The following is a 22,469-nucleotide window of genomic DNA, read 5'->3' as shown; positions in this document are numbered from 1 at the left end:
CATGCTGCCGCTGGAAGGCGTCACCGTCGTCGCCCTGGAGCAGGCCGTGGCCGCTCCGTTCGCCACCCGCCAGCTGGCGGACGCAGGCGCGCGGGTGATCAAGGTCGAACGTCCCACCGGGGACTTCGCTCGGGCGTACGACACCACGGCCAAGGGCATGGCGAGCCATTTCGTCTGGCTCAACCGCAACAAGGAGAGCATCGTCCTGGACCTGAAGTCCGACGAGGGCCGGCGCGCCCTGGACAAGCTCCTCGCCGGAGCGGACGTGTTCGTGCAGAACTTCGCACCGGGTGCGAGCGCGCGGCTCGGCTTCGGCGCGCAGGAGCTGCGCGCCCGCCACCCCGGCTTGATCGTCTGCGACATGTCCGGCTACGGCAGCTCCGGCCCGTACCGCGACAAGAAGGCCTACGACCTGCTCGTCCAGTGCGAAACGGGGCTCGTGTCCATCACCGGCAGCAGCGAGCAACCGGCGAAAGCGGGGATCTCCGTCGCGGACATCGCCGGTGGCATGTACGCCTGCACCGGCGTGCTCACCGCGCTGTACGAACGCGAACGCACCGGTGCGGGATCCGCCTTCGAAGTGTCCCTTCTGGACGCGCTCGGCGAGTGGATGGGCTATCCCTACTACTACGCCACCTACGGCGGTCAGGCGCCGGCCCGCACCGGCGCGCAGCACGCGGCCATCGCGCCTTACGGCCCGTTCCGCACCGGTGACGGCGCGCAGGTCTTCCTCGCGGTGCAGAACGATCGCGAGTGGACGAAGCTCTGCGAGACCGTGCTCGACGACGCGGAACTCGCCGCGGACGCGCGGTTCGCGACGAATCCGGACCGCGTCGCGAACGAGGCGGAGCTGACCACCGCGATCGAAACCGCCTTCGCGCAGCTGACCGGCGAGGAAGTGGTCGAACGGCTGGACGGGGCGCAGATCGCCAACGCCCGCATGCGCACGGTGCAGGAATTCGCCGAGCACCCACAGCTGGCCGCGCGGGACCGCTGGCGCGAGGTCGACTCGCCGGCCGGGCCGCTGCGGGCGCTGCAGCCTCCCGTCACCGTACCCGGTCGCGAACCCCGCATGGACGCCGTCCCCGGCCTCGGCGAACACACCGACGCCATTCTCGCCGAAATCGGGGAGCAGCCATGACCGCGTTCGCCTACGCACCGCTGCTGCCCCGCGGCGCGGACACCACCGCGTACCGGCTGGTGAGCACCGACGGCATCGGGCGCACCGAAGCCGCCGGCCGCTCGTTCCTGACCGTCGAACCGCACGTGCTGCGCACGCTGGCCGCCGAGGCGTTCCGCGACATCTCGCACCTGCTGCGGCCCGCGCACCTGGCACAGCTGCGCACGATCGTCGACGATCCCGAAGCCAGTGCCAACGACCGGTTCGTGGCCACCGACCTGCTGCGCAACGCGTGCGTCTCCGCCGGCGGGGTGCTGCCGATGTGCCAGGACACCGGCACACCGATCGTCATGGGCCGCCGCGGACAACGCGTGCTCACCGACGAGGAGGACGCGGAGCACCTCTCCCGCGGGATCCACGACACCTACGCGACGCTGAACCTGCGGTACTCGCAGATGGCGCCGCTGTCCACGTGGGACGAAGTCAACACCGGCACGAACCTGCCGGCGCAGATCGACCTGCAAGCCACCGGCGGCGACGAGTACGACTTCCTCTTCCTGGCCAAGGGCGGCGGCAGCGCCAACAAGACGTTCCTGTTCCAGGAGACCAAGGCACTGCTCAACCCCGCCAGCATGCGCGAGTTCATCGCGGAGAAGCTGCGCGCCCTGGGCACGTCGGCCTGCCCGCCGTACCACCTGGCGCTCGTGATCGGCGGAACCAGCGCGGAGCAAGCGCTGCAAACGGCCAAGTACGCCTCGGCGCACGACCTCGACACCCTGCCGACGGAAGGTTCGGAACTCGGCCACGGATTCCGCGATCCGGAGTTCGAGCAGGAAGTCTGGGAGATCTCCCGCGACCTCGGCATCGGCGCGCAGTTCGGCGGCAAGTACTTCTGCCACGACGTGCGCGTGATCCGACTGCCCCGGCACGGCGGGTCGTTGCCGGTGGCCCTGGCCGTGTCGTGTTCGGCCGACCGGCAGGCCAAGGCCAAGATCACCGAGCAGGGCACGTTCCTCGAACAGCTGGAGCCGGATCCGGCGCGGTACCTGCCGGACGTGGTCGAGCAGCAACTGCCGGACGAGAGCGCCGCGATCGACCTGAACCGGCCGATGGACGACATCCGCGCCGAGCTGTCGCGCCTTCCCGTCGCGACCCGCGTGTCCCTGAGCGGTCCGATGGTGGTCGCCCGCGACATCGCGCACGCCAAGATCGCCGAACGACTCGACGCGGGTGAGCCGCTTCCCGCATACCTGCGCGAACACCCCGTCTACTACGCGGGCCCGGCCAAAACGCCCGCGGGCTACGCCTCCGGTTCCTTCGGGCCGACCACGGCCGGGCGGATGGACTCCTACGTCGAGCGGTTCCAAGCCGCGGGCGGGTCGCTGGTCATGCTCGCCAAGGGCAACCGCTCGGCGCAGGTCGTGCGCTCCTGCCGCGACCACGGCGGGTTCTACCTGGGCTCGGTCGGCGGACCGGCCGCGCGGTTGGCCGAGGAGTGCATCCGCCACGTCGAGGTGCTCGAATACCCCGAACTGGGGATGGAAGCGGTCTGGCGCATCGAGGTCGAGGACTTCCCGGCGTTCGTCGTCATCGACGACGAGGGCAACGACTTCTTCGCCGACACCACCGGTCCGCTGCTCACCCTCGGCCCCAGCCGGCGGGATGGGTGACGAGTAATCAGCGGGAGCTGTGCGTCACGTCGCGGCGCACCGGTGCCCGCCCCGGCACCGACCGGCACGGTTTCCGGGTTCGTGCGGCCGGGCCGGTGCGGCAGGCGATCCGGGTGCTGCGATCAGCAGATCGCATCGGTGCGGCCCGCTTCGCCCGTGCGAGCCGCACCGACGTGGCGGAACGCCGTTGCGCAGCACGGCCTCACCGGTGTGCTGCGGTCTCGCTCGTGCGCGCCCGCCGGGCGCGCACGACCAGCGGCACGACCAGTGCGACGACGAGCAGCCCGTACAGGGTGAGCGCGACCGGACTGTCGAACAGGAAACCGACGTCGCCCTGGCTGATCGCCATCGCGCGCCGCAGTTCGGTTTCGGCGAGCGGGCCTAGGATGACGCCGATGAGCACCGGTGCGATCGGGAAACCGTACCGCCGCAGCAGGAACCCGAGCAGTCCCACCACGTACAGCAGCACCACGTCGGCGATCGAGGACTTCGCCGTGTACACGCCGAGCGTGGCGAACACGACGATGCCGGCGTACAGGTAGTGGCGCGGGATCTGCAGCAGTTTCGCCCACACCGGCGCGAACGGCAGGTTCAGCACGAGCAGCATCGCGCTGCCCAGGAACAGGCTGGCCAGCAGCGCCCACACCAGGTCGCTCTCCTCGGTGAACAGCATCGGTCCTGGCCGGATGCCGTACTGCTGGAACGCGCCGAGCATGATCGCCGCGGTGGCCGAGGTCGGCAGTCCCAACCCGAGCAGCGGGACCAGCGAGGTCGCCGTCGTCGCGTTGTTCGCCGATTCCGGGCCGGCGACGCCTTCGATCGCGCCGCGGCCGAACTCGCTGTTGCCGCGGCGGGTGGACAGCCGGTTCTCCAAGCCGTAGGACAGGAAGGTCGGGATCTCGGATCCGCCCGCCGGGATGACGCCGAACGGCAGGCCGAGCGCCGTGCCGCGCAACCAGGGCCGCCAGGAGCGGCTCCAGTCCCGCCGGGACAGCCACGGCCGGCCCGAGGTGACCGTCTCGTCGGCCGGGGTGCGTTCCGCCGTCGAGGCCACGTGCAGGACTTCGCCGATGGCGAGCATCCCCACGGTCACGACGACGATGCTGATGCCGTCGAGCAGCTGGGGCGAGCCGAGGGTGAACCGCACCGCACCGCTCTGCTCGTCGATGCCGACCAGCGCGATGGCCAGGCCGAGACCCAGTGTGGTGAGACCGCGCAGCTTGTCGCCGGACACGATCGCCGAGGTGGCGACGAAGGCGAAGACCGCGAGCGCGAAGAACTCCGCGGGGCCGAAGCTCACCGCCAGGTCCACCATGATCGGGGAGAAGAAGACGACCGCGGTCACCGCGATGATGCTGCCGACGAACGAACCGAGCACCGCCGCGGCGAGCGCTTGCGGGGCCCGCCGGTTCTTCGCCATGACGAAGCCCTCGAAGGCGGTGGCCATCGACGAGCTCTGCCCCGGGGTGTTCAGCAGGACCGCCGTGGTGGCGCCGCCGAACTGGCCGCCGAAGTACACGCCGGCGAACATGATGAACGCCCCGGTGGGCTCCAGCGTGAACGTGAGCGGCACCAGCAGGGCCACCGCCATCGCCGAGCCCAGTCCCGGCAGGACGCCGACGGCGGTGCCGAGCACGACGCCGACCAGGCACAGCAGGAGGTTGACCGGGGTGACGGCCTCGGCGAATCCGCCGAGCAGCAGGGAGATCGTGTCCACTCAGATCACCCCGCCGAGGATCCCGGCCGGCAGGGTGATGCCCAGTCCGGCCGAGAAGGCCAGCTGCGCCGCCGAGGACAGCACGAAGGCGATGCCGATGTCGCGCAGCACGTGCCGACCACCGAGCGCGTAGGACACGCCGAAGAACAGGCCGGCGCCGGCGATGAGCCAGCCGAGCGGTTCCAGCAGCAGCACGTGCAGCACGAGCGTGAGCGCGACGATGCCGAACGGCTTCCAGTCGATGCCGGGTGCGCCGGTCGTCTCGGTCGGTGCCGATTCGGCTGCGGCGGGTTCCTCGCCCGCCTGGGACGTCTGCTCGATCCGGGGAGCCGGCGTGCGCAGGTGCTGCACCACGAGCAGGACGCTGAGCACCAGCAGCAGAACACCCACGACGGCGGGGAAGAACTGCGGACCGAGGTAGCCGCTGGTGCCGGGCACGTCCATGGTCGCCGTGCCGACCAGCAGCGCGGCCCCGATCGCCGCGACGAGCAGGGCGACGACGAGCTCACCCCGCGGTTTCGCGCGGCGCGTGTCCGGTGCGGTCGTTGCAGTTGATTGTGCGGTGCTCATGCGAGTCCCAGCTCCTTGCTGATCTCGGTGATCCGGGCGGTCTCGCTGGCCACGAACTGCTCGAACCGGCGGCCCGTCATGAATGTGTCCTGCCATTCCTGCTTGTCCAGCGTGTCCTGCCACTGCCGGGAGGCGTGGACCTGTTCGACGAACCGTTGCAGCTGCTCGCGCTGCTCGTCGGAGATCCCGGGCGGGGCGACCACCCCGCGCCAGTTCGCCAGTTCCACGTCGACGCCCTGCTGCCGGAACGTCGGGATGTCGATGCCCTCGACCGGTTCTGCCGCCGACAGCCCGAGCGCGCGCAGCTGTCCGGATTCGATCTGGGAGGCGAACTCGTCGTAGCCGGACACGCCGACGTCGAGACTGCCGTTGAGCATGCCCGCGACGGCCTCGCCGCCGCCGGGGTAGGGGATGTAGTTCAGATCGCGGGGATTGACACCGCCGGCGTCCATGAGCATGCCGGCGAGGAGGTGGTCGGTTCCGCCGACGGAACCACCGCCGACGGCGACGGATCCCGGATCGGCGCGCCATGCCCGGAAGAGGTCCTCCAGCGTGCGGATCGGGGAGTCGGCCGGCACCGTGACGACCCCGTAGTCGTCGGCCAACCGTGCGATGGGGGTGACGTCGTTGAGGTCGTACGGTGATTCCGTGGCGGCGATGGTGCCCATCATGACGGTTCCGGTGATCATCAGGGCGTCGCCCCTGCCGCGTTGACTGACCACCTGGGACAGTCCGATCGTTCCGCCGGCACCGGGGATGTTCTGCACCTCGGTGGTGCCGACGAGCCCGCGGTCGTCCGCGACGGACTGGATCTCGCGGCCGACGCTGTCCCAACCGCCGCCGGGAGCTGCTGGGACCGTGATCTGCAGGCGCTCGCGCGGACCGCCGCCGGTCTGGGCTCCGCTGTGCGCGTCCACGACGGCCAGCGCCACCAGCGCGACGCCGAGGACGGTGGCGACGCCGCGAACCACCAGGCGTTTCGCGCGTGGACCGGGGGCTGGTCGCGGGCGCTCCGGTTGATCGGTCGTGGTCACTCCGAGCTCCTTCGCGTGCGTCGTGGGGCGCGGGACGAGCTAGCGTCGGTCCGTTTGACGGATCGGTAGGTCCGTCAAGCGGATAGTGTGGTACTTTAACGGGGAGGCAGCTGTGTGGCAACAATCACGGGGAGGGTGATCGCATGTCCAGTGCCGCCGAAGTCCCCGGGGAAGCGAGAGCGGACGCGGGCGTGCGCAGCGTGCTCCGCGCGCTGGATCTGCTCGCTCTGTTCACCGAGGAGCGCCTGTCCTGGACCGTGCGCGACTTGACCGCGGTCAGCGGGCTGGCCAAGACCACGGTGCTGCGCCTGGTGGCGACCCTGGAGCGGCGCGGCCTGCTCTGGTCCGAGCCGGACGGGCGCATCACCGTCGGCCCGGGGTTGTTGCGGTGGTCGAAACTGGCCCGGAGCGCGTGGCAGGTGCCGGAGTCCGCGCGCGGCACCATGCGCGAACTCGCCGCCGCGACGGGGGAGACGGTCAACCTGTACGTGCGCGCGGACCACTCCCGCATCTGCATCGAACAGCAGGAGGGCACCGGCACCGTGCGGCACCTGGTGCGGGTCGGGGACGAACTGCCGCTGTGGGCGGGTGCTGCGAGCAAGGTCCTGCTGTCCGACGTGGACGACGACGTGCTCGCAGCGGTGCTCGAGAACGACCCGAACCGGCACACCGTCGCCGGACTGCGCGCGGAGATCGCAGTGGTGGCGCAGACCGGATTCGCGGTCAGCCACGGGGAGCGCGAAGTGGGCGCCTCCGGCGTCGCAGCGCCGGTCGTCGACGCGCACGGCCAGGTGCTCGCCGCGCTCGCCATCGGCGGGCCCACGCCGCGGTTCACCGAGCAGGCGGTGGAGGAGTTCGGCGGGGCGGTGGTCGATGCGGCCGTGCGGATGTCCCGGATCGGACTCGGGGGTGAAACGTGACCAGCGGACTGCTCGACGACGTGCGGGTGCTCGACTTGACCAACGTGCTCGCCGGACCGTTCGCCAGTTACCAGCTCGGGCTGTTCGGTGCCGACGTCGTCAAGGTGGAAGCACCGGACGGTGGTGACCTCGCCCGCCAGCTCGGTGCTGACGGCGAGCTCAACGAAGCGCGGCTGGGAACCTCGTTCCTGGCGCAGAACGGCGGGAAGAGGTCGCTGACGCTCGACCTGAAGAGCGACGAGGGCGTGGAGATCTTCGCCGAACTGGTGCGCGGCGCCGATGTGGTGCTGGAGAACTTCCGCCCCGGTGTGCTGGCCCGTCTCGGTTTCGACGCGGACCGGCTGCACGAGCTCAACCCGAAATTGGTCTACTGCGCGATCTCCGGGTTCGGCCAGCACGGCCCGATGGCCGATCGCCCCGCCTACGACCAGATCATCCAAGGGCTGTCGGGCATGATGAGCGCGACGGGCACCGGCGAGACCGCGCCGCTGCGAGCGGGGTATCCGGTCGCGGACACGCTCGGCGGCATGACCGCGGCGTTCGCCGTGGCCGCGGCACTGCTGCGCGCGGAACGCACCGGTGCGGGAACCGCTCTCGACTTGTCCATGATGGATACTGCGGTCACGGCGATGGGATGGGCCGTGTCGAACTACCTCATCGCCGGCGTCGAACCGCAGCCGATGGGCAACGAGAACGCCACCGCGGCACCGTCCGGGACGTTTCGCACCGCGGACGGTTTCCTCAACATCGCCGCGAACAAGCAGGAGCAGTTCGAGTCGCTGTGCGTGGAGATCGGGCGGCCCGAGCTGGCCGCCGACCCGCGCTTCGCAGGGCGGGAGGACCGCAAGGCCAACCGGGAACTGCTGCGGACCGAGCTGGAGAGCGGTCTGCGCGCCGGCACGGCGCTGCACTGGGAGCAGGCGCTCTCGGCGCGGGGCGTTCCGGCGGCGCGCGTGCTCACCGTCGCCGACGTCGTCGAGCTGGACCAGATCGCCGAGCGCGAACTCGTGCACACCCTGCCGCACCCCGGCCGCGACGAGGGGACGATGCGCGTCCTCGGCAGCGGTGTGCGGGTGGACGAACAGGCCTGCGCCCCCGCCGGCGCAGCACCGGTGCTCGGCCAGCACACCGACGAACTGCTCGGCGAACTGGGCTACGCCCAGGTCGACGTCGACCGACTGCGGAAGGCCGGAGTGGTATGAACACCGATGCTTCCGCGCACTGGGCCACGAGCCTGGTGCGCATCCAACCGGGCGAGATCGCCCTCGGCGGTCGTCCGATCGAGCGGCTGATCGGCGAGGTCTCCTTCGTCGACACGATCTGGCTGATGCTGCGCGGTGAGCTGCCGGGCCCCGGTGCCTCGCGCTTGCTCGAAGCCGCGCTGACCGCCGCGGTGGACCACGGCCCGCAGGCCCCTTCGATCGCCTCGGCGAGGATGGCCGCCACCTGCGGTGTGGGGCTGAACAACGCGGTGGCCACCGGGGTGAACCTGCTCGGCGACGTGCACGGCGGCGCGGGGCAGCAGTGCATGGCGCTGCTCGACGACGTCCTGCACCGCGTGCACGTCAGCGGGTGCGAACTCGGCGCAGCCGTGCAGCAGGTGCTCGACGAGCAGGACTACGTCCCGGGTTTCGGGCACCGCTTCCACCCGCGCGATCCGCGGCGCGACCCGCTGCTGGACCTCGCGGCGGAGGCGGTGGCCGACGGGGTCGTGCCCGGTGAGCACCTGGCCGCGGCGCTCGAGTTGGAAGCGCGGCTCGCGGCGCGGGCGGACAAACCCGTGCCGATGAACATCGACGGCGCGACCGCGGTCATCTACGCCGAACTCGGCTTCCCGCCGGAACTCGGGCGCGGGCTGTTCGTCCTGTCCCGTTCGGTCGGCATCCTCGCGCACGCCTGGGAGGAGCGGTGCAGCGGCGCGCGCATCAAGGGGCCGATCCCCCGTTCGCAGCTCGCCGACTACACCGGCCCGGACGTGCGCGATCCGGCCGGCAGTGTGGAATGACCGCCGGGCTCACACGTCGGCAGGTAGCAGGCGGTCCAGGTTCTCCTGCGCCAGCGCGGCCAGGGCCGGTTCGCCGTCGTGGTCGCGCCAGATCTCGACGGCGACCCGGAACGCCGTTGTCGTCGCGGCGGCGGCGAGCCGCACCCGCACGTCGTCGCGCGCACGACCGCTGCGTTCGGCGAGGAAGCCGGCCAGCAGCGCCTCGAATTCGGCGAGGGTGTTGAGGAACGGTCCTGTCAGGGTGGGCACGCCCGTCACCAGGCGCACCCGTTGCAGCTGCCGCTGCCGGTCGTTCTCGAAGAGCGGATCGAGCAGCTCGAACGCGGCGCGCAGCGAGTCCCGGCAGGGCTCGTCGTCCGGACGCCGACGCAGTTCTTCCGCTGCGAGCGCGTAGGCGTCGCGTGCGTGGCCGAGCACGACGTCCTCCTTCGCGGTGTAGTAGCGGAAGAACGTGCGGCGGGAGACGAGCGCTGTTTCGCAGATGGTGTCGATGGGGGTCGCGTCGTAACCGTTCTCGGCGAACAGGCGGATCGCGGCGTCCTCGATCGCCGCTCTCGTCAGTGCCTTCTTGCGCTCGCGCAGGTCCATGCTCGGCGGATCCTCCCTTCACGCCGGAAATATGCTACCGCATTGACAAGTGGCACGGCATGTCATTTCCTGGGGGTAGCTCTGCACGGACGGGCCACCCACGGAGAAGGAGGGCGTGCGATGACATCGGGGTTCGCGGACGAAGTCGACTTCGAAGCCTTTTACCAGGGGCGATCCCCGGTGGAAGGAGTGCAGCTGCCGCTCGACCGGGTCCCGTGGGACATCGGCGGGCCGCAACCAGCCGTGATCGCCGCCGCCGACGCGGGACAGCTGCGCGGCGTCGTGCTCGACGCGGGCTCCGGGACCGGGGACAACGCGATCTTCCTCGCCGAGCGCGGAATCGCGGTCACCGGTGTCGACGGCGCCGAGACAGCGGTGGCCACGGCTCGCCGGCGGGCCGAGGAGCGCGGCGTGCACGTCGAGTTCGCGCGCACCGACGTCACGACGATGGAGGGCGTTGCTGGCCCGTTCGACACGGTGCTGGACAGCGCGCTGTACCACTGCCTCGATCAGCAGCAGCGCTCCGCCTACGCCGCAGCTTTGCACCGGGTGACAGCGCCCGGGGCCGAACTGCACGTGTTCTGCTTCGCCGACGTCGGTGAGGGTTTCCGACTGGACGAATCGATGACGATCAGCCCCGATGATCTGCATGCGCACCTCGGCAGCCACTGGAACATCCGGGAGATCGCGGCCACCGAGTACACCGTGGCGTTCACCGCCGCGGACTTCGAGCGGATCGGGCTGGACAACCTGCGCGAGGCGGGGATGATCGTGAACCCCGAGGTGGCGAACACCGACGAGCACGGCCGGATCCGCGGGCAGATGTGGCACCTGCGGGCGACGCGCCGCTGATCGGGAGCCGCGCCCGCGTGAACGGCCGCGCCGCGGCGGCTCGTCGACCTCCGCGCAGCTTCCGCTCCAACTCGTTCAGCACCGCCTCGAACCGGGCGCACAGCGGCGGCGCACCGTGCCGGGCGCGGCCCGTCAGAGCCGGAACAGGCGCGCCGCGTTGTCGTGGCAGACCGCCCGCAGCCAGTCGGCGCCGAGGTCGAGCCGGGCCAGCGCGTCGAGGCCGTGCGAGTACGGGTAGGGGATGTTCGGGAAGTCGGTGCCCAGCAGGATGCGCTCGCCCAGGTCGGTCAGCCGCGGCAGCAGCTCACGCGGGAACGGTGCCTCCTGCTCGATGAAGTCGGTGAACACCATGGTCGTGTCCAGCAGCACGCTCGGGTGCTCCGCGGCCACGTCGAGGAATTCGCGGTACTCCGGCATGCCCATGTGCGCCACGACCAGCCGCAGCCGCGGATGCCGCGCCATGAGGCGGCGGATCGGTTCCGGCCCGGTGTGCCTGCCGGGCTGCGGGCCGGAACCGCAGTGCGTGACCACGGGAACGCCCGCCTCGGCCAACTGCGCCCACACCGGGTCGAGCAGCGGGTCGTTCGGGTCGTAGTCGCCGACCTGGATGTGCGCCTTGAAAACGCGTGCGCCGGAGTCGAGTGCGCTGCGGACGTAGTCCGCAGCCCCGGGCTCCGGGAAGAACGTCGCGGTGTGCAGGCACTCCGGCGTCCGCGCGGCGAAGTCGGCGCTCCAGGAGTTCAACCACTCCGCCATCCCCGCCTTGTGCGGGTACACCATGGAGGTGAAGGCGCGCAGGCCGAACCCGCGCACCGTCTCCAGCCGCGCGTCCTCGTCCTGGCGGTACCGGACCGGCCACGGACGTCCGACCAGCGGTCCCGCGGCGGCGAAGTACTCCCAGACCTTCGTCAGCACGCGCTGCGGCATGAAGTGCGTGTGCACGTCGACGAGGCCGGGAAGATCCAGCTCCGACCAGAAACGGCGCACCGCGGTGCGCTCGTCCGCTTCCACTGCGGTGCGCTCCTCCGCTGCCACTACCGTTCGCTCCTCGCGTCGTTCGGCGTTGTGCTGCCGGCCGCACGACCCGGCCGCACCTCGGGACCACCGTACGTCAGCGCGCGCTGCCCGTCGTCGTGCAGCTGATCGCCGCAGCGGGCCGCGACGAGCGGTGGATCCGGGACGGACCAGGGCAGTGGCTGGTGCCGGAGAGCGCGGCTCACGGCAGCAGGCCGGCTTCGCGGGCCGCGTTGACGGTCTGCACCCTGTTGTTCGTGCCGAACTTGCGCGCCGCGGCTTGCAGGTAGGCGCGGACCGTCCCGGGCAGGATGTCGAGACGTTCGGCGATCTCGCTGTTCTTGCGGCCTTCGGCGACCTGGCTGAGCACCGCGAGCTCGCGCGGGGACAGGTGCACCGCGGGCGTTTTCGCATCGCGCCGCAGCGGACTGCGCAGCTGCGCGCAGACGTCGTGCAGGCGCTGCCGGAGTTGCTCGTCGGTGACCGCGTGGGCGATGGTCACGAGCTCGTCGTGCGCGCTGCGCAGGGTTTGCAGGGTCGCCCCCGTCCTCTCCGGGCCGCCTCCCGCGGTTTCGGGCGCTTCCTGCTCCGCGAGCGGCGCGGCCTGCGCGGTGTCGGTGATCCCGCGCGCGCAGCGGCGCACGGCGAGCTCGGCGGCCTGCATCGTGCGGTCGCCCAGCGGAACGTCCTGGCGCAGCGCCCCGTAGATCACCGCGCGGACGTCGTTGCCGATCGTCAACGGGACGGCGAAGATCGCGCGCAGTTCTTCGCTCCGCACGGCCGTGTCGTAGTCGTGCGTGATGCCCCGGGCCGCGGTGTAGTCGCGCACCCACACCGGGCTGCGCATGCTCATCGCCTTCCCGCCGAGGCCGAGTCCACTCCGGATTCCCAGGTTGCGCAAGGCTTTCGTGCGGGTTCCGCAGGTACGGGTGATGGTGAATCCCGTGGAGCCGGAGGTGGCGAGGCCGCCGAAAGTCGTGTCGACTTCGGTCGCAGCTTGGACGTCGGCGAGCACGCGGTCGAGCCGGGTGTGATCCGGCGCTTTGGGCTCGTGGCTCATGCATCCCCCTTCGCCGCCGCGATGACTGCTCCGATGCAGTTGATCCAACGAGGATCACGGGAGAATACCCAGCGTACGGATCCGTGTCGAGATCCGTCGGGCAGTGGCTGCCCGCTGCGCTGCGCGGGGCCGAGCGGTTCGTGACCGCGCTCCGATGGCGAGCACTACTGATGTTCGTCAGTAGTGCGGTGTCGCATCGCCCACCATCCTCATCGGCGATCAGTTGCCCCGTGCGAGCTCGCGCGCCCCGCGGTGTCGTACGCGTTGAAAGGAACGATCGATGGCACAGGACTCGCAACTGCCGCACCTGGGTGATGGGCGATCCGACCTGGGACGGCGCCGGTTCCTGGGCTACCTGCTCGCCGCTCCGACACTCGTGTCCGCGGCGGAGCTGGTGGCGGGGCGATCCGGGCCGAAGGCCGCGGCCGCCGTGCCCTCCCCACCGCAACCGGCGGAGATATACGACCTCAACGACATGCTGACCGACGCCGCCCGCGCCACGTCGAACCTGATCAGGGTGCAGGTCAACAGCGATGGCACGGTGTCGTTCGCGTTGCCCCGCGCGGAGGTCGGGCAGGGCATCACCACCTCCACGGCGATGATCATCGCCGAGGAGATGGACCTGCCCGTGGAGAGGGTCCACATCAGCCTCGCCGACGCGCGCCCGGAGCTCGTGTTCAACCAGCTCACCGGGGGGTCCAACACGACCATCGCGACCTACAACCCGATCCGCACCGCCGCCGCCATCGCCAAGGGGAAGCTGCTGCAGGCCGCTTCCGCCCAGCTCGACGAGGTCGTCGGCAAGCTGACCCCGCAGGGCGGAGTCATCAGCGCGCCGGGCGGCGGGAGCGTCGACTACGGGGAACTGGCCGAGAAGGCCGCGGCCAAGGAGACGCAGCAGGTTTCCACGCAGTTGAAACCCTCCGCGGATTTCTCGGTGATCGGAAAACCGCAGAACCGCATCGACGCGCGCGACATCGTCACCGGACGCAAGGAGTTCGCCACGGACCTGAGCGTTCCGGACGCGCTGCCGACGATGGTCTGCCGCCCGCCCAGGCTCAACGCGCCCGTCGAATCGGTGGGAAACCTCGACCGGGTGCGGCGGATGCCGGGGATCACCGATGCCGTGCCGGTCTCGACCGGTGTGGCCGTGCGCGGCAAGACGTTCGGGCAGTGCATCGACGCCGTGCGCGCGCTGGAGGTTTCCTGGGGCGCGGGCAGCGTCGACGGCGAATCCGACGAGACCGTGCTGGAGAAGCTCAAAGCCGGTGAGATCCCGCTGGCCGTACCGGACGTGGATCCGGCGGCGAAGACCGTGGAGGGCGAGTTCACCTTCTACTTCAACAGCAACAGCGCGCTCGAACCGAACAGCGCGATCGCGGACGTCAAACCCGACCGCGCGGAGATCTGGAGCGGCCTGAAGGTGCCGATCGCGGCCCAGGGGCTCATCGCCAAGAAGCTGGGCCTGCCGCAGAACGCGGTGACGGTGCACGTCACCGAGGGCGGCGGTTCGTTCGGGCGGAAGCTGTTCCACGACGCCGCCATCGAGGCCGCCGAGATCTCGCAGCAGCTCGGCAAACCGGTCAAGCTGATGTGGCACCGCACCGACGATTCCCGGCACGGGCGCACCCATCCGATGAACACCTCCCGCATCCGGGTGTCCTTTTCGGGCGGCGACGTGCTCACTTACGAGCAGCGGCACACCAGCGTGGCCACCGACTTCACCCACGGCCTGGGCGAGATCGTCACCGCGATGGCTGCGAAGCTCCCGCCGGGTGTCGCGAATCTGACGCTGTCCGAGACGATCTTCGCCACAACTCAGCACGTGCCGTACAACTTCGGCGTGGCCGACCAGCTGCTCAACGAGGTCTTCACCTACGACGACTTCCCGACGGGCAGCATGCGCAACGTCTACTCGCCGAACGTGACCTGCGCGCGGGAACTGATCGTCGACCGGCTCGCCGGTGAGATGGGCAAGGACCCGTACGAGTTCCGCCGCGAGTTCTTCAAGGACGACCGCGCCCGCGCGGTGCTCGACAAGGTGGCCGAAGTCGGGGAGTGGGGCAAGAAGATGCCTGCCGGCACTGCCCAGGGAATCGGTTTCCACGCCGAGTACTACGGCGTGAACGCCGTGCTGGTGGAGATCGACTGCCGCCCGGAGACGACGGGTCGACGGATCCGCGACGCGGTGGCCGGTCCGCGGGTGACCAAGGCGGTGTCCGCTGTGGACGTCGGGCTGCCGATCAACCCGCAGGGGCTGAAAGCCCAGATGATGGGCTGCCTCATGGACGGTATCGCGCTGACGTTGACCTCGAGCCTGCACCTGAAGGACGGCCTGTTCCTGGAAGGCAGTTGGGACGACTACTTCTACACCCGCCAGTGGAACGTCCCGCCGGAGGTGAACTTCATCGTCATGCCACCGACCACCGGCGAACCCGGCGGTGCCGGTGAGCTCGGCGTGGCCTCCTCGATGTCCGCCGTGGCCTGCGCCTACGCGCGGGCCGTGGGCGAGATGCCCACCAGTTTCCCGATCAACCACGACACGTTGAGCTTCGACCCGAAACCGAAGGAACCGCCGCTCCCACCGTCGCCGACCGACGGTCTGCAGCACGCGTACTGAGGAGGACCTCGTGCCCGAACAATCTTTCATCCTCAACGGCGAGCGCGTCACCGTCGACGTGGAGGACGACGTGCGGTTGCTGTGGGTGCTGCGCGATCTCCTCGGCGTCACCGGGCCGAAGTACGGGTGCGGCATCAACGTCTGCAAGGCTTGCACGTCCCACTACAACGGCAAGGCGTTCAACCCGTGCGCGGTGCCGGTGTCGGACATCGGCGCGGACGACGAGATCACGACGATCGAAGGACTGGCGGACACGGCTGGCGGGGACCTGCACCCGATGCAGGACGCCTGGCTCGAGCAGGACGTCTCGCAGTGCGGCTACTGCCAACCCGGCCAGATCATGGCCGCCGTCGCCAAGGTCGAGCAGGCGCGTTCCGAAGGCCACGAGGTCGGTGATGCCGATCTCGACGAGATCCGCAACATCTGCCGGTGCGGCACGTATCCGCGCATCCGCGAGGCGATCAAGAGGGGAGCGCAGCAGATGTAGCCGCGGATGCCGCGTCGCGGTGGCTCGTCCGGAGCGAGCGGGCGTGCCGGCGCGGTTCCACTGCGGCCGCTCCGCGACGAGGGGCGCGAACGGCCGCTGAGCGGCGCGGCACCGCGCCGCTCAGCGGGCCGGATCGTCGAAGTCCCCCTGCAGCGAGCGCCGTGCGCCGTCGAGGTGCTCGCCCATCCGCGCCACCGCGCCGTCGGCATCGCCGGTTCGCAGGGCGTCGAGCACTGCTGTGTGCTCCGCGGCGATCCGGTCACGCCCGAGCGTGTGGCGCGTTTGCACCATGCACAGGTGGATCTCGCCCCGGATCTCCTGGTACAGGCGTGTGAGGCGGGGGCTGCCGACCGCGTCGACGAGCAGCTGGTGGAATCGCAGGTCGGCTCCGGCGAACGCGCTCGGTGATGCGGCGTCCTGCAGAGCGCCGAGGTCGGCGACGGCGCGCTCGGCCTCGCGCACGGGAGCGTTGCCCTGCGTCGCGAGCGCGCGCACGACTTCCAGTTCCAGCGGCGCGCGCACGAGGAAGACGTCCTCGATGTCCGCGGGGCCGAGGTGGGGCACGGCGGCCGGCTTGTTGGGTTCGCGGTGCAGCAGTCCCTGGTTGACCAGTGTGGACAGAGCGCTCTTCGCCGTGGGGCGGGAAACCCCGTACTCCGCCGCGACCTCGTTTTCGGCCAGCGTGGTTCCGGCGGGCAGTTCGCCGTCGAGCACCCGGTCGCGCAGCGAGGCGATGAGCGCGTCGACGACCGACACCGTCGCCAGCGAATGTCCCGTGGTGCGCCCCATGCCGCCTCCTCGACGATCCGTCTGCGCCCTTCCGCGAACCTCCCCGTGAACTGTTGACAGTCCGGCAGACGAACGCCATTGTCTGACAATCGTACGTGAAGTGAGCCACCACGTCTGCCGCTCTCGGGTGCGCGGGGAGGACCAATGGAAGCCTACGAGCAGACCTACGCGCCGTTGTGGGGATCGCTCGGGTGGAGCGCGCTGATCGCCGCCTTGCCGCTGCTGACGTTGTTCGTGCTGCTCGGCGGTCTGCGGTGGAAGGCGTGGAAGGCCTCGCTCGTGGCGCTGGCCGTGGCTGTCGCCGTGGCCGTGCTCGGCTACGGCATGCCGCCGGTGCAGGCCGCGCTCGCGGGCACCGAGGGGGCCGCGTTCGGGCTGGTGCCGATCCTGTGGATCGTGCTCAACGCGATCTGGATCTACAAGCTGACCGAACTGACCGGCTGGGACGGCGTGCTGCGCCGGGCCTTCGGCTCGTTGTCGGACGACCAGCGGATCCAGGCGGTGATCATCGCCTTCTGCTTCGGCGCGCTGCTCGAGGCCCTGGCCGGGTTCGGCACGCCGGTGGCGGTCTCGGCGGCCATGCTGGTCACGCTCGGCGTGCAGCCGTTCCGCGCCGCCGCGGTCGCGCTCGTGGCCAACACGGCACCGGTGGCCTTCGGTGCGGTCGGAGTGCCGATCACCACCCTCGGGGAGGTCACGGGGCTGGACCCGGCCGAGATCGGTGCGGTCGTCGGTCGGCAGACACCGGTGCTGGCCGTGGTCGTCCCGCTCTTCCTGGTGTTCATGGTGGACGGTCGCCGCGGGTTGCGGCAGACGTGGCCGGCCGCGCTCGTCAGCGGTGTGGTCTTCGGCGTGGCGCAGTTCGTCGCCGCCAACTTCATCGCGTACGAAATCGCGGATGTCGTGGCGGCCTTCGCCGGCGCGTTCGCGGTGGTCGCGCTGCTGCGGGTGTGGCAGCCGACCGAGCGGCTGGCCGTGACGGGCAAGGTGCCGGCCGTGGCCGGCGGCGACGGCACGGCGCCGAGCGAGGAGTTCGACACCGCCATGGACCGCCGCGCGGGGAAGGGGTCCGCGCTGCGGGCGTTCGCGCCGTACTTGATCGTGGTGGCGCTGTTCGCGGTGACGACGTTCGGCGCGGTGTCGGACTGGCTGTCGGAACACGCGGCCTGGGAGTTCGCCTGGCCCGGCGTGCACGTGCTCGACGAGTCCGGGGAAGCGGTCTCCAGCGTCGTGTTCGAGTTCGAGCTGTTCAACGCGGGCACGGTGCTGCTGGTGGCCGGTGCGCTCACCGCGCTGGTCTACCGCGTGCGCGCGGTCAGGGCGCTGCGCAGCTACGGCGCCACGATCGCGCAGTTCCGGTGGACGATCGTCACGGTCTCGGCGGTGCTCGCGCTGGCCTACGTCATGAACTTGTCCGGGCAGACGGTGACGCTGGGGCTGTTCCTGGCCCAGGCCGGCAGCGTGTTCGCCCTGCTCTCGCCCGTGGTCGGCTGGCTGGGGGTGGCCGTGACGGGATCGGACACCTCGGCGAACTCGCTGTTCGGGCTGCTGCAGATGACCGCGGCGCAGCAGACGGGGCTGTCGGAGCAGCTGTTGGCCGCGGGCAACAGTTCGGGTGGTGTCGTCGGCAAGATGATCTCGCCGCAGAACCTGGCCATCGCCGCGGCCGTGGTGGGCCTCGAAGGGCGCGAGGGGGAGTTGCTGCGCCGCGTCGTGGGTTGGAGCGCGGTGCTGCTGGTCGGCATCTGCCTGCTCGTGGGGCTGCAGGCGACACCGGTGCTGGCCTGGATGCTGCCGTGAGGTGTTGCGGATGACACTCGCACGCACTAATGAAAATGATACTCGTTTGTATCTACGCTGTGCGTATGGATCTTCCCGAGTCGTCCGCCCCCGCGGCCACGCTGCCCGAACCCGCATCCGCCTGCCACCTGCTCGACGAGCTGCGCAGCCTCAACGACCGGCTGCAGCGCTCCGATCTGCGCCCGTCGGCGGAGACCGACGCGACCTTCGGGCGCCTCGTCGAGCTGTGCACCTCGACCGATGAACGGACGGCGGGGGAAGTGCTCGCCCGTCCGGGCATCACCGAACTGCTGCGCTCGCTGCGCCGGATCAGCGCGGACGGGGAAACCCTGCTCGAGCAGCACTGGGCCGGTGAACTCGTGGAGTCCACCGATCCGTGGGCGGTGCTGCACAGGTTCCCGTACCTGGACAACTACCGCGATCTCGTGCGCGTCGAACGGGCCGCGGCAGCGGCTGCCGGCGCCGGGAACCCCCGCACGGTGGCGTTCCTCGGCGCGGGGCCGCTACCGCTGACCGGGTTGGTGCACGCCCACGACCACGGCACGCGCGTGGTCAACGTCGACTGCGACGAGCGGGCCTGCACCCTGGCCGCCGGGACCACCCGGGCGCTGGGGCTGTCCGACCGGGTCAGCACCGTGCACGCGGACGCGGCTGCGGCCGCGCAACGCGGCGACGTCGCCACCGCCGACGTCGTCGTGCTCGCCGCCCTCGTGGGCGAGGACAGCAGCGGCAAGAGCCCCGTGCTCGACGTGCTCGCCCGACGTCTGCACCCGGGCACGACGCTGCTCGTCCGCTCCGCGCACCGCATGCGCGCGGCCCTGTACCCGGTGGTCTCGGTGGACGAGCTGCACGGGTTCCGCCCGCTGCTGGAGGTGCACCCGTGCAACGACGTCGTCAACTCGGTGCTGGTCGCCCGTCCGCGCTGACGAACGCCGCGCCGCGGGGCCCGGTCGCAACGGCCGGACCCCGCGCTGTCAGGTGCGGTTCGTGCCGATCGAACCGGCGACGACGCCGAGCAGCGCGAGTCCCACCGCGGGCGCTGCCGCCGTCCAGGGGGCGAGTTCGGCGTAGTCGAGCGATTCCGCGAGCATCGCGCCCCACTCGGGCGAGTCGTGCGAACCCGCCAGGCCGAGGAAGCCGAGGCCGGCCAGCGCGAGCGCGTTGTGCGGGATCCGGATCAACGCGTGCCGCGCCACACCGGGAAGCACCGAGGGGAGCAGGTGCCGCAGGAAGATCGTCGCCCGCCCCGAACCGCTGATCACCGCTGCCTGCACGAAACTGCACGCGCGGACTTCCGCGGCCAGCGTCCGGCCGTGCACCGCCAGCGGGACCCACGCGACCGAGCCGACGGCGAGAGCGGCGCTGAGCAGCCCCGGTCCGGTGATCGATACGAGCACGATGCCGACGAGCACCGGCGGAACGGCGTTGAGCACGTCGGCCGCGCCCGCGCGCGAGCGGGTGCCGAGCGCGCCGGCGAACACCCCGATGACCAGTGCGACGAGGCTCACCGCCACCGAGAGGCCGATGCTCACCAGTGCTCCGTGGGCGAACCGGGCGAGCAGATCGCGCCCCAGCTCATCCGTGCCGAAGGGGTGCGCCGCCGCGGGTGGTCCCAGCCGCTGGTCCAACGCGAGGGCGTAGGGGTCCCGCAGCAGGCCGAGCGCGATGACCGCGCACAGCACGGCCGCCAGGACCAGCGCCCACCGGGGAGCGCCGCGCGATGTCGGAGCGCTCGGCGCCATGCCCGCGGTGCGCAGCGCCGGCCCCAGCAGCGCTCGGTGCGCGAGGATCCCCAGCGCTCCCAGCCCGAGCCCGAGCAGGACGAGCACGGCCACGCAGGCCTGCACCAGCGGCAGGTCCTGCGCGAGCACTCCTTCCAGCGCGGTCGCACCCAATCCGGGGATGGTGAAGATCGTCTCGATGATGACGCCGGAGCCGAGCAGTCCGGTGAACAGCAGAACCACCTGCGGCAAGGCGATCGCGACGGCGCGGCGCACCAAAGCGCCGGCCAGGGCCGCGCGTCGGAAACCGGTGGCGCGCCACGTGCGCACCCACGGCTCGGCCAGCGTGCTGTCCACGGCCGAGGAGAGCACGCGGCTGAGCACGCCGGCGGCGGGCGCTCCCAGCGCCAGGGCCGGCAGCGGAACGTTGCTCGGGCCCGACCACCCTGCGGTCGGTGCGAGTCCCCAATGCACGGCTACGACGCTGAGCAGCACCGCGGCCACGAGGAACTCCGGCAGGGCCGCGATCACCGCACCCGCGGCCGCAGCACCGGTGCCGGTGGGCTCGCCGGTGCGGGTGGCTCGCCACAGGCTCGGGGCGAGCACCAGCGCAGCGCCGAGGAGGCAAACTCCGCTGGCCGCCGCGGCCAGGGTCATCGAGAAGCCCAATGCCTGCACCACTGCCGGTGACACGGGATCCCCGGTGATCCAGGACCGGCCGAAATCACCCTGCAGCGCGCCCGCCAGCCAGCTCACCGTGCCGGTGAACGGGTCGTCCGGGATGCCGGCCTCCTGCCGGATGCGTTCCAGCACGGCGGGATTGAGCTCCCGCTCGGCCGAGCGGGCACGCAGCACCGTCTGAGCCGGGTCGTCCCCGCTCAGCCACGGCAACGCGCCGACGAGGAACGCCAGACCCGTCAGCGCGCCGGCAACGACGAGGCATCTCCGCAGCGCGGGGATCGCTGCGGAAAGGCGGACCGCGGAACTCATGCCCCCACCGCCGTTTCCTCGGTGATCAGGCGGCGGTCGAAGCTGTCCTCGGCCACGCCTCGCACGTCCGGCTGCAGGCCGATGCGCGTGCGCTCGTGGGCGAGCGGGATGACCGCGTCGGTGCTGAGCACTCGTTCGGCGATCCGCATCGCATCCTGCTTGCGCTGCCGGGGGTCGGCTCGACCCGCCTCGGCGACGGCGGAGTCGATCGCCGGGTCGCACAGCTGCGAGAGGTTGTAACTGCCCGCGCACGTCCAATCCGTACCCAGGTAGCTGATCGGATCGCCGGTGTCGAGGCCGTACGAACGGGTCCCGATCACGACGTCGTAGGCACCGTCGAGCAGGTCCGACTCCATCGTGGAGTATTCCTGCACCACGACGTCCTCGACGCGGAATCCGGCCGCGCGCAGCATTTCGGCGACCACGCTCGCCGTCTCGGGCAGTTCCGGTCGCTCGTCGTAGGTAGCGATCCGGATCGATCGCCCCCGCGGTTCGGCCGGTGGGGTCTTCGCGCGCTGCGGAGCGCTCTCCGCCCAGGGACTGGCGGGGCCGAACAGCCCGCGCGCCGGGTCCGCCCGGCCCGAGTAGACGGCGTCGGCGATCGCGCGCCCGTCCACGGCCTCGCGCGCCGCAGCCCGCAGACCGGGGTCGGTGAACGGTCCCCGCGCGGTGTTCAAGTGGGTGCTGACCAACCGCGGCAGCGGGACGTCGAGCACTTCGTGCTCGGACAGCGTGGTCAGCTGCGCGGCCGGGACGGCGTCGACGACGTCGGCCTCACCTGCGCGCAGGGCTTTCGTCCGGGTCGAACCGTCGGCGATGAACCGCACCTCCACGCCGGAAGCTCGCGGGCTGCCTCCCCAGTACTCGCGGTTGGCGCTGAGGGACGCGCCGGTGCTGCCGTGCACCACGTCGAGCACGTACGGGCCGGTGCCCGCGCGCACCGGATCCGGGGAAGCCGGGTCCTCGCGGTAGGCGGCGGGCGCGAGCACGGCGAGCTCCGGAGCCGAGAGGCGGTGCGCCAGAACGGGGTCGGGCCGGCCGGTGGAGATCTCGAGGGTGCGCTTGCCGACCGGTTCCGCGTCCAGTTCGACACCGTCGAGCGCGCGGGGCGGTGTGGGGGCCTCGGTCGCGTGCCGGAGCGCGGAGGCGGTGTTCTCGGCGGTCACCGGCGTGCCGTCGTGGAAGGTGGCCCCGGGCCGCAACGTCATCCGCAGCGCGTTCGGTGCGGTGCGCTGCCAGCTCTCCGCGAGGGCGGGCCGCGGTGCGCCGTCGTCGTCCAGCGCGGTCAGGGTCTCGGTGGTTCCGATCTTGCTCAGCAGCACCGAATCATCGCTGTACGGCGACATGTCGGCCGCGGGCTGGAAGGCCAGGGCGAGGTCGATGCGGTCGTCCGCGCCGCGATCGCCGGTATTGGCGAAGCAGCCGCTCAGAACCAGGGCACTGGCCAGTAATCCGGTCGCGCAGCGGGCGCGTTCGGTACGCACGGCCACAGCGCACACCTCCTCGGATGTG

19 protein-coding genes are annotated in these 22,469 nt (G+C 71.0%); 10 read left to right on the top strand and 9 right to left on the bottom strand.

What is annotated here, in order from left to right:
- Position 1 precedes the first annotated feature (1 nt).
- Positions 2–1,141, top strand: coding sequence for a CaiB/BaiF CoA transferase family protein (locus ACVGV2_RS11655; protein WP_459162396.1), 1,140 nt, complete (start codon positions 2–4; stop codon positions 1,139–1,141).
- Positions 1,138–2,790: a fumarate hydratase gene (locus ACVGV2_RS11650; RefSeq protein WP_459162395.1), complete on the top strand. Its 1,653-nt coding sequence runs from the start codon at positions 1,138–1,140 to the stop codon at positions 2,788–2,790. The genes ACVGV2_RS11655 and ACVGV2_RS11650 overlap by 4 nt, the downstream gene beginning before the upstream one ends.
- Before the next feature lie 202 nt (positions 2,791–2,992).
- Here ACVGV2_RS11650 and ACVGV2_RS11645 read toward each other — a convergent pair whose 3' ends face one another.
- Genes ACVGV2_RS11645 through ACVGV2_RS11635 form a run of 3 tightly spaced genes read right to left on the bottom strand, consistent with a single transcriptional unit; the run spans position 2,993 to position 6,111 of the window.
- A complete protein-coding gene (locus ACVGV2_RS11645) occupies positions 2,993–4,507 on the bottom strand; it encodes a tripartite tricarboxylate transporter permease (RefSeq protein WP_459162394.1) in 1,515 nt (504 codons plus the stop codon).
- Complete coding sequence (locus tag ACVGV2_RS11640; protein WP_459162393.1) at positions 4,508–5,077, bottom strand: tripartite tricarboxylate transporter TctB family protein; 570 nt, start codon at positions 5,075–5,077, stop codon at positions 4,508–4,510. It abuts the gene before it with no gap.
- The gene (locus ACVGV2_RS11635) at positions 5,074–6,111 is read right to left on the bottom strand and encodes a Bug family tripartite tricarboxylate transporter substrate binding protein (RefSeq protein WP_459162392.1); all 1,038 of its coding nucleotides are present in this window, start codon (positions 6,109–6,111) and stop codon (positions 5,074–5,076) included. Before ACVGV2_RS11635 ends, ACVGV2_RS11640 begins: the two co-directional genes overlap by 4 nt.
- Before the next feature lie 143 nt (positions 6,112–6,254).
- Between ACVGV2_RS11635 and ACVGV2_RS11630 the strand changes: the two genes are divergently transcribed.
- The 3 genes from ACVGV2_RS11630 to ACVGV2_RS11620 are packed head-to-tail and all read left to right on the top strand — an operon-like array spanning position 6,255 to position 9,036.
- Positions 6,255–7,031 carry an IclR family transcriptional regulator gene (locus ACVGV2_RS11630; RefSeq protein ID WP_459162391.1) on the top strand — a complete coding sequence of 259 codons (777 nt, stop codon included), beginning with the start codon at positions 6,255–6,257 and terminating at the stop codon, positions 7,029–7,031.
- Entirely contained in the window at positions 7,028–8,233 is a 1,206-nt protein-coding gene (locus tag ACVGV2_RS11625; RefSeq protein ID WP_459162390.1) for a CaiB/BaiF CoA transferase family protein, read from the top strand. Before ACVGV2_RS11630 ends, ACVGV2_RS11625 begins: the two co-directional genes overlap by 4 nt.
- Positions 8,230–9,036, top strand: a complete 807-nt coding sequence (locus ACVGV2_RS11620) for a citryl-CoA lyase (protein WP_459162389.1) — start codon at positions 8,230–8,232, stop codon at positions 9,034–9,036. Before ACVGV2_RS11625 ends, ACVGV2_RS11620 begins: the two co-directional genes overlap by 4 nt.
- A 9-nt stretch (positions 9,037–9,045) precedes the next feature.
- Here ACVGV2_RS11620 and ACVGV2_RS11615 read toward each other — a convergent pair whose 3' ends face one another.
- The gene (locus ACVGV2_RS11615; RefSeq protein WP_459162388.1) at positions 9,046–9,624 is read right to left on the bottom strand and encodes an acyl-CoA-like ligand-binding transcription factor; all 579 of its coding nucleotides are present in this window, start codon (positions 9,622–9,624) and stop codon (positions 9,046–9,048) included.
- Positions 9,625–9,744: 120 nt separating this feature from the next.
- On the opposite strand from ACVGV2_RS11615, the gene ACVGV2_RS11610 reads away from it, so the two are divergent.
- The gene (locus tag ACVGV2_RS11610; RefSeq protein WP_459162387.1) at positions 9,745–10,476 is read left to right on the top strand and encodes a class I SAM-dependent methyltransferase; all 732 of its coding nucleotides are present in this window, start codon (positions 9,745–9,747) and stop codon (positions 10,474–10,476) included.
- Between the two features lie 132 nt (positions 10,477–10,608).
- On the opposite strand, the gene ACVGV2_RS11605 is transcribed toward ACVGV2_RS11610, so the two are convergent.
- Entirely contained in the window at positions 10,609–11,511 is a 903-nt protein-coding gene (locus ACVGV2_RS11605; protein ID WP_459162386.1) for an amidohydrolase family protein, read from the bottom strand.
- A gap of 181 nt (positions 11,512–11,692) precedes the next feature.
- The gene (locus ACVGV2_RS11600) at positions 11,693–12,550 is read right to left on the bottom strand and encodes a helix-turn-helix transcriptional regulator (protein ID WP_459162385.1); all 858 of its coding nucleotides are present in this window, start codon (positions 12,548–12,550) and stop codon (positions 11,693–11,695) included.
- A gap of 280 nt (positions 12,551–12,830) precedes the next feature.
- On the opposite strand from ACVGV2_RS11600, the gene ACVGV2_RS11595 reads away from it, so the two are divergent.
- Positions 12,831–15,170: a xanthine dehydrogenase family protein molybdopterin-binding subunit gene (locus ACVGV2_RS11595; RefSeq protein ID WP_459162384.1), complete on the top strand. Its 2,340-nt coding sequence runs from the start codon at positions 12,831–12,833 to the stop codon at positions 15,168–15,170.
- 10 nt (positions 15,171–15,180) lie between these two features.
- On the top strand, positions 15,181–15,657 hold the full coding sequence (locus ACVGV2_RS11590) for a (2Fe-2S)-binding protein (protein WP_459162383.1): 477 nt from the start codon (positions 15,181–15,183) through the stop codon (positions 15,655–15,657).
- 120 nt (positions 15,658–15,777) lie between these two features.
- Here ACVGV2_RS11590 and ACVGV2_RS11585 read toward each other — a convergent pair whose 3' ends face one another.
- Entirely contained in the window at positions 15,778–16,446 is a 669-nt protein-coding gene (locus tag ACVGV2_RS11585) for a GntR family transcriptional regulator (protein ID WP_459162382.1), read from the bottom strand.
- Positions 16,447–16,590: 144 nt separating this feature from the next.
- Here ACVGV2_RS11585 and ACVGV2_RS11580 point away from each other — a divergent pair, with 144 nt between their 5' ends.
- Positions 16,591–18,246 carry an L-lactate permease gene (locus ACVGV2_RS11580; protein ID WP_459162381.1) on the top strand — a complete coding sequence of 552 codons (1,656 nt, stop codon included), beginning with the start codon at positions 16,591–16,593 and terminating at the stop codon, positions 18,244–18,246.
- A 65-nt stretch (positions 18,247–18,311) separates the two neighbouring features.
- Positions 18,312–19,172, top strand: a complete 861-nt coding sequence (locus ACVGV2_RS11575; protein WP_459162380.1) for a nicotianamine synthase family protein — start codon at positions 18,312–18,314, stop codon at positions 19,170–19,172.
- 48 nt (positions 19,173–19,220) lie between these two features.
- On the opposite strand, the gene ACVGV2_RS11570 is transcribed toward ACVGV2_RS11575, so the two are convergent.
- Positions 19,221–20,957: an ABC transporter permease subunit gene (locus ACVGV2_RS11570; protein WP_459162379.1), complete on the bottom strand. Its 1,737-nt coding sequence runs from the start codon at positions 20,955–20,957 to the stop codon at positions 19,221–19,223.
- Positions 20,954–22,447: an ABC transporter substrate-binding protein gene (locus tag ACVGV2_RS11565; RefSeq protein ID WP_459162378.1), complete on the bottom strand. Its 1,494-nt coding sequence runs from the start codon at positions 22,445–22,447 to the stop codon at positions 20,954–20,956. Before ACVGV2_RS11565 ends, ACVGV2_RS11570 begins: the two co-directional genes overlap by 4 nt.
- Between the last annotated feature and the right edge of the window lie 22 nt (positions 22,448–22,469).

The sequence above is a fragment of the Bounagaea algeriensis genome (assembly GCF_054491375.1).
This window is presented reverse-complemented; position numbering and strand designations above follow the sequence as displayed.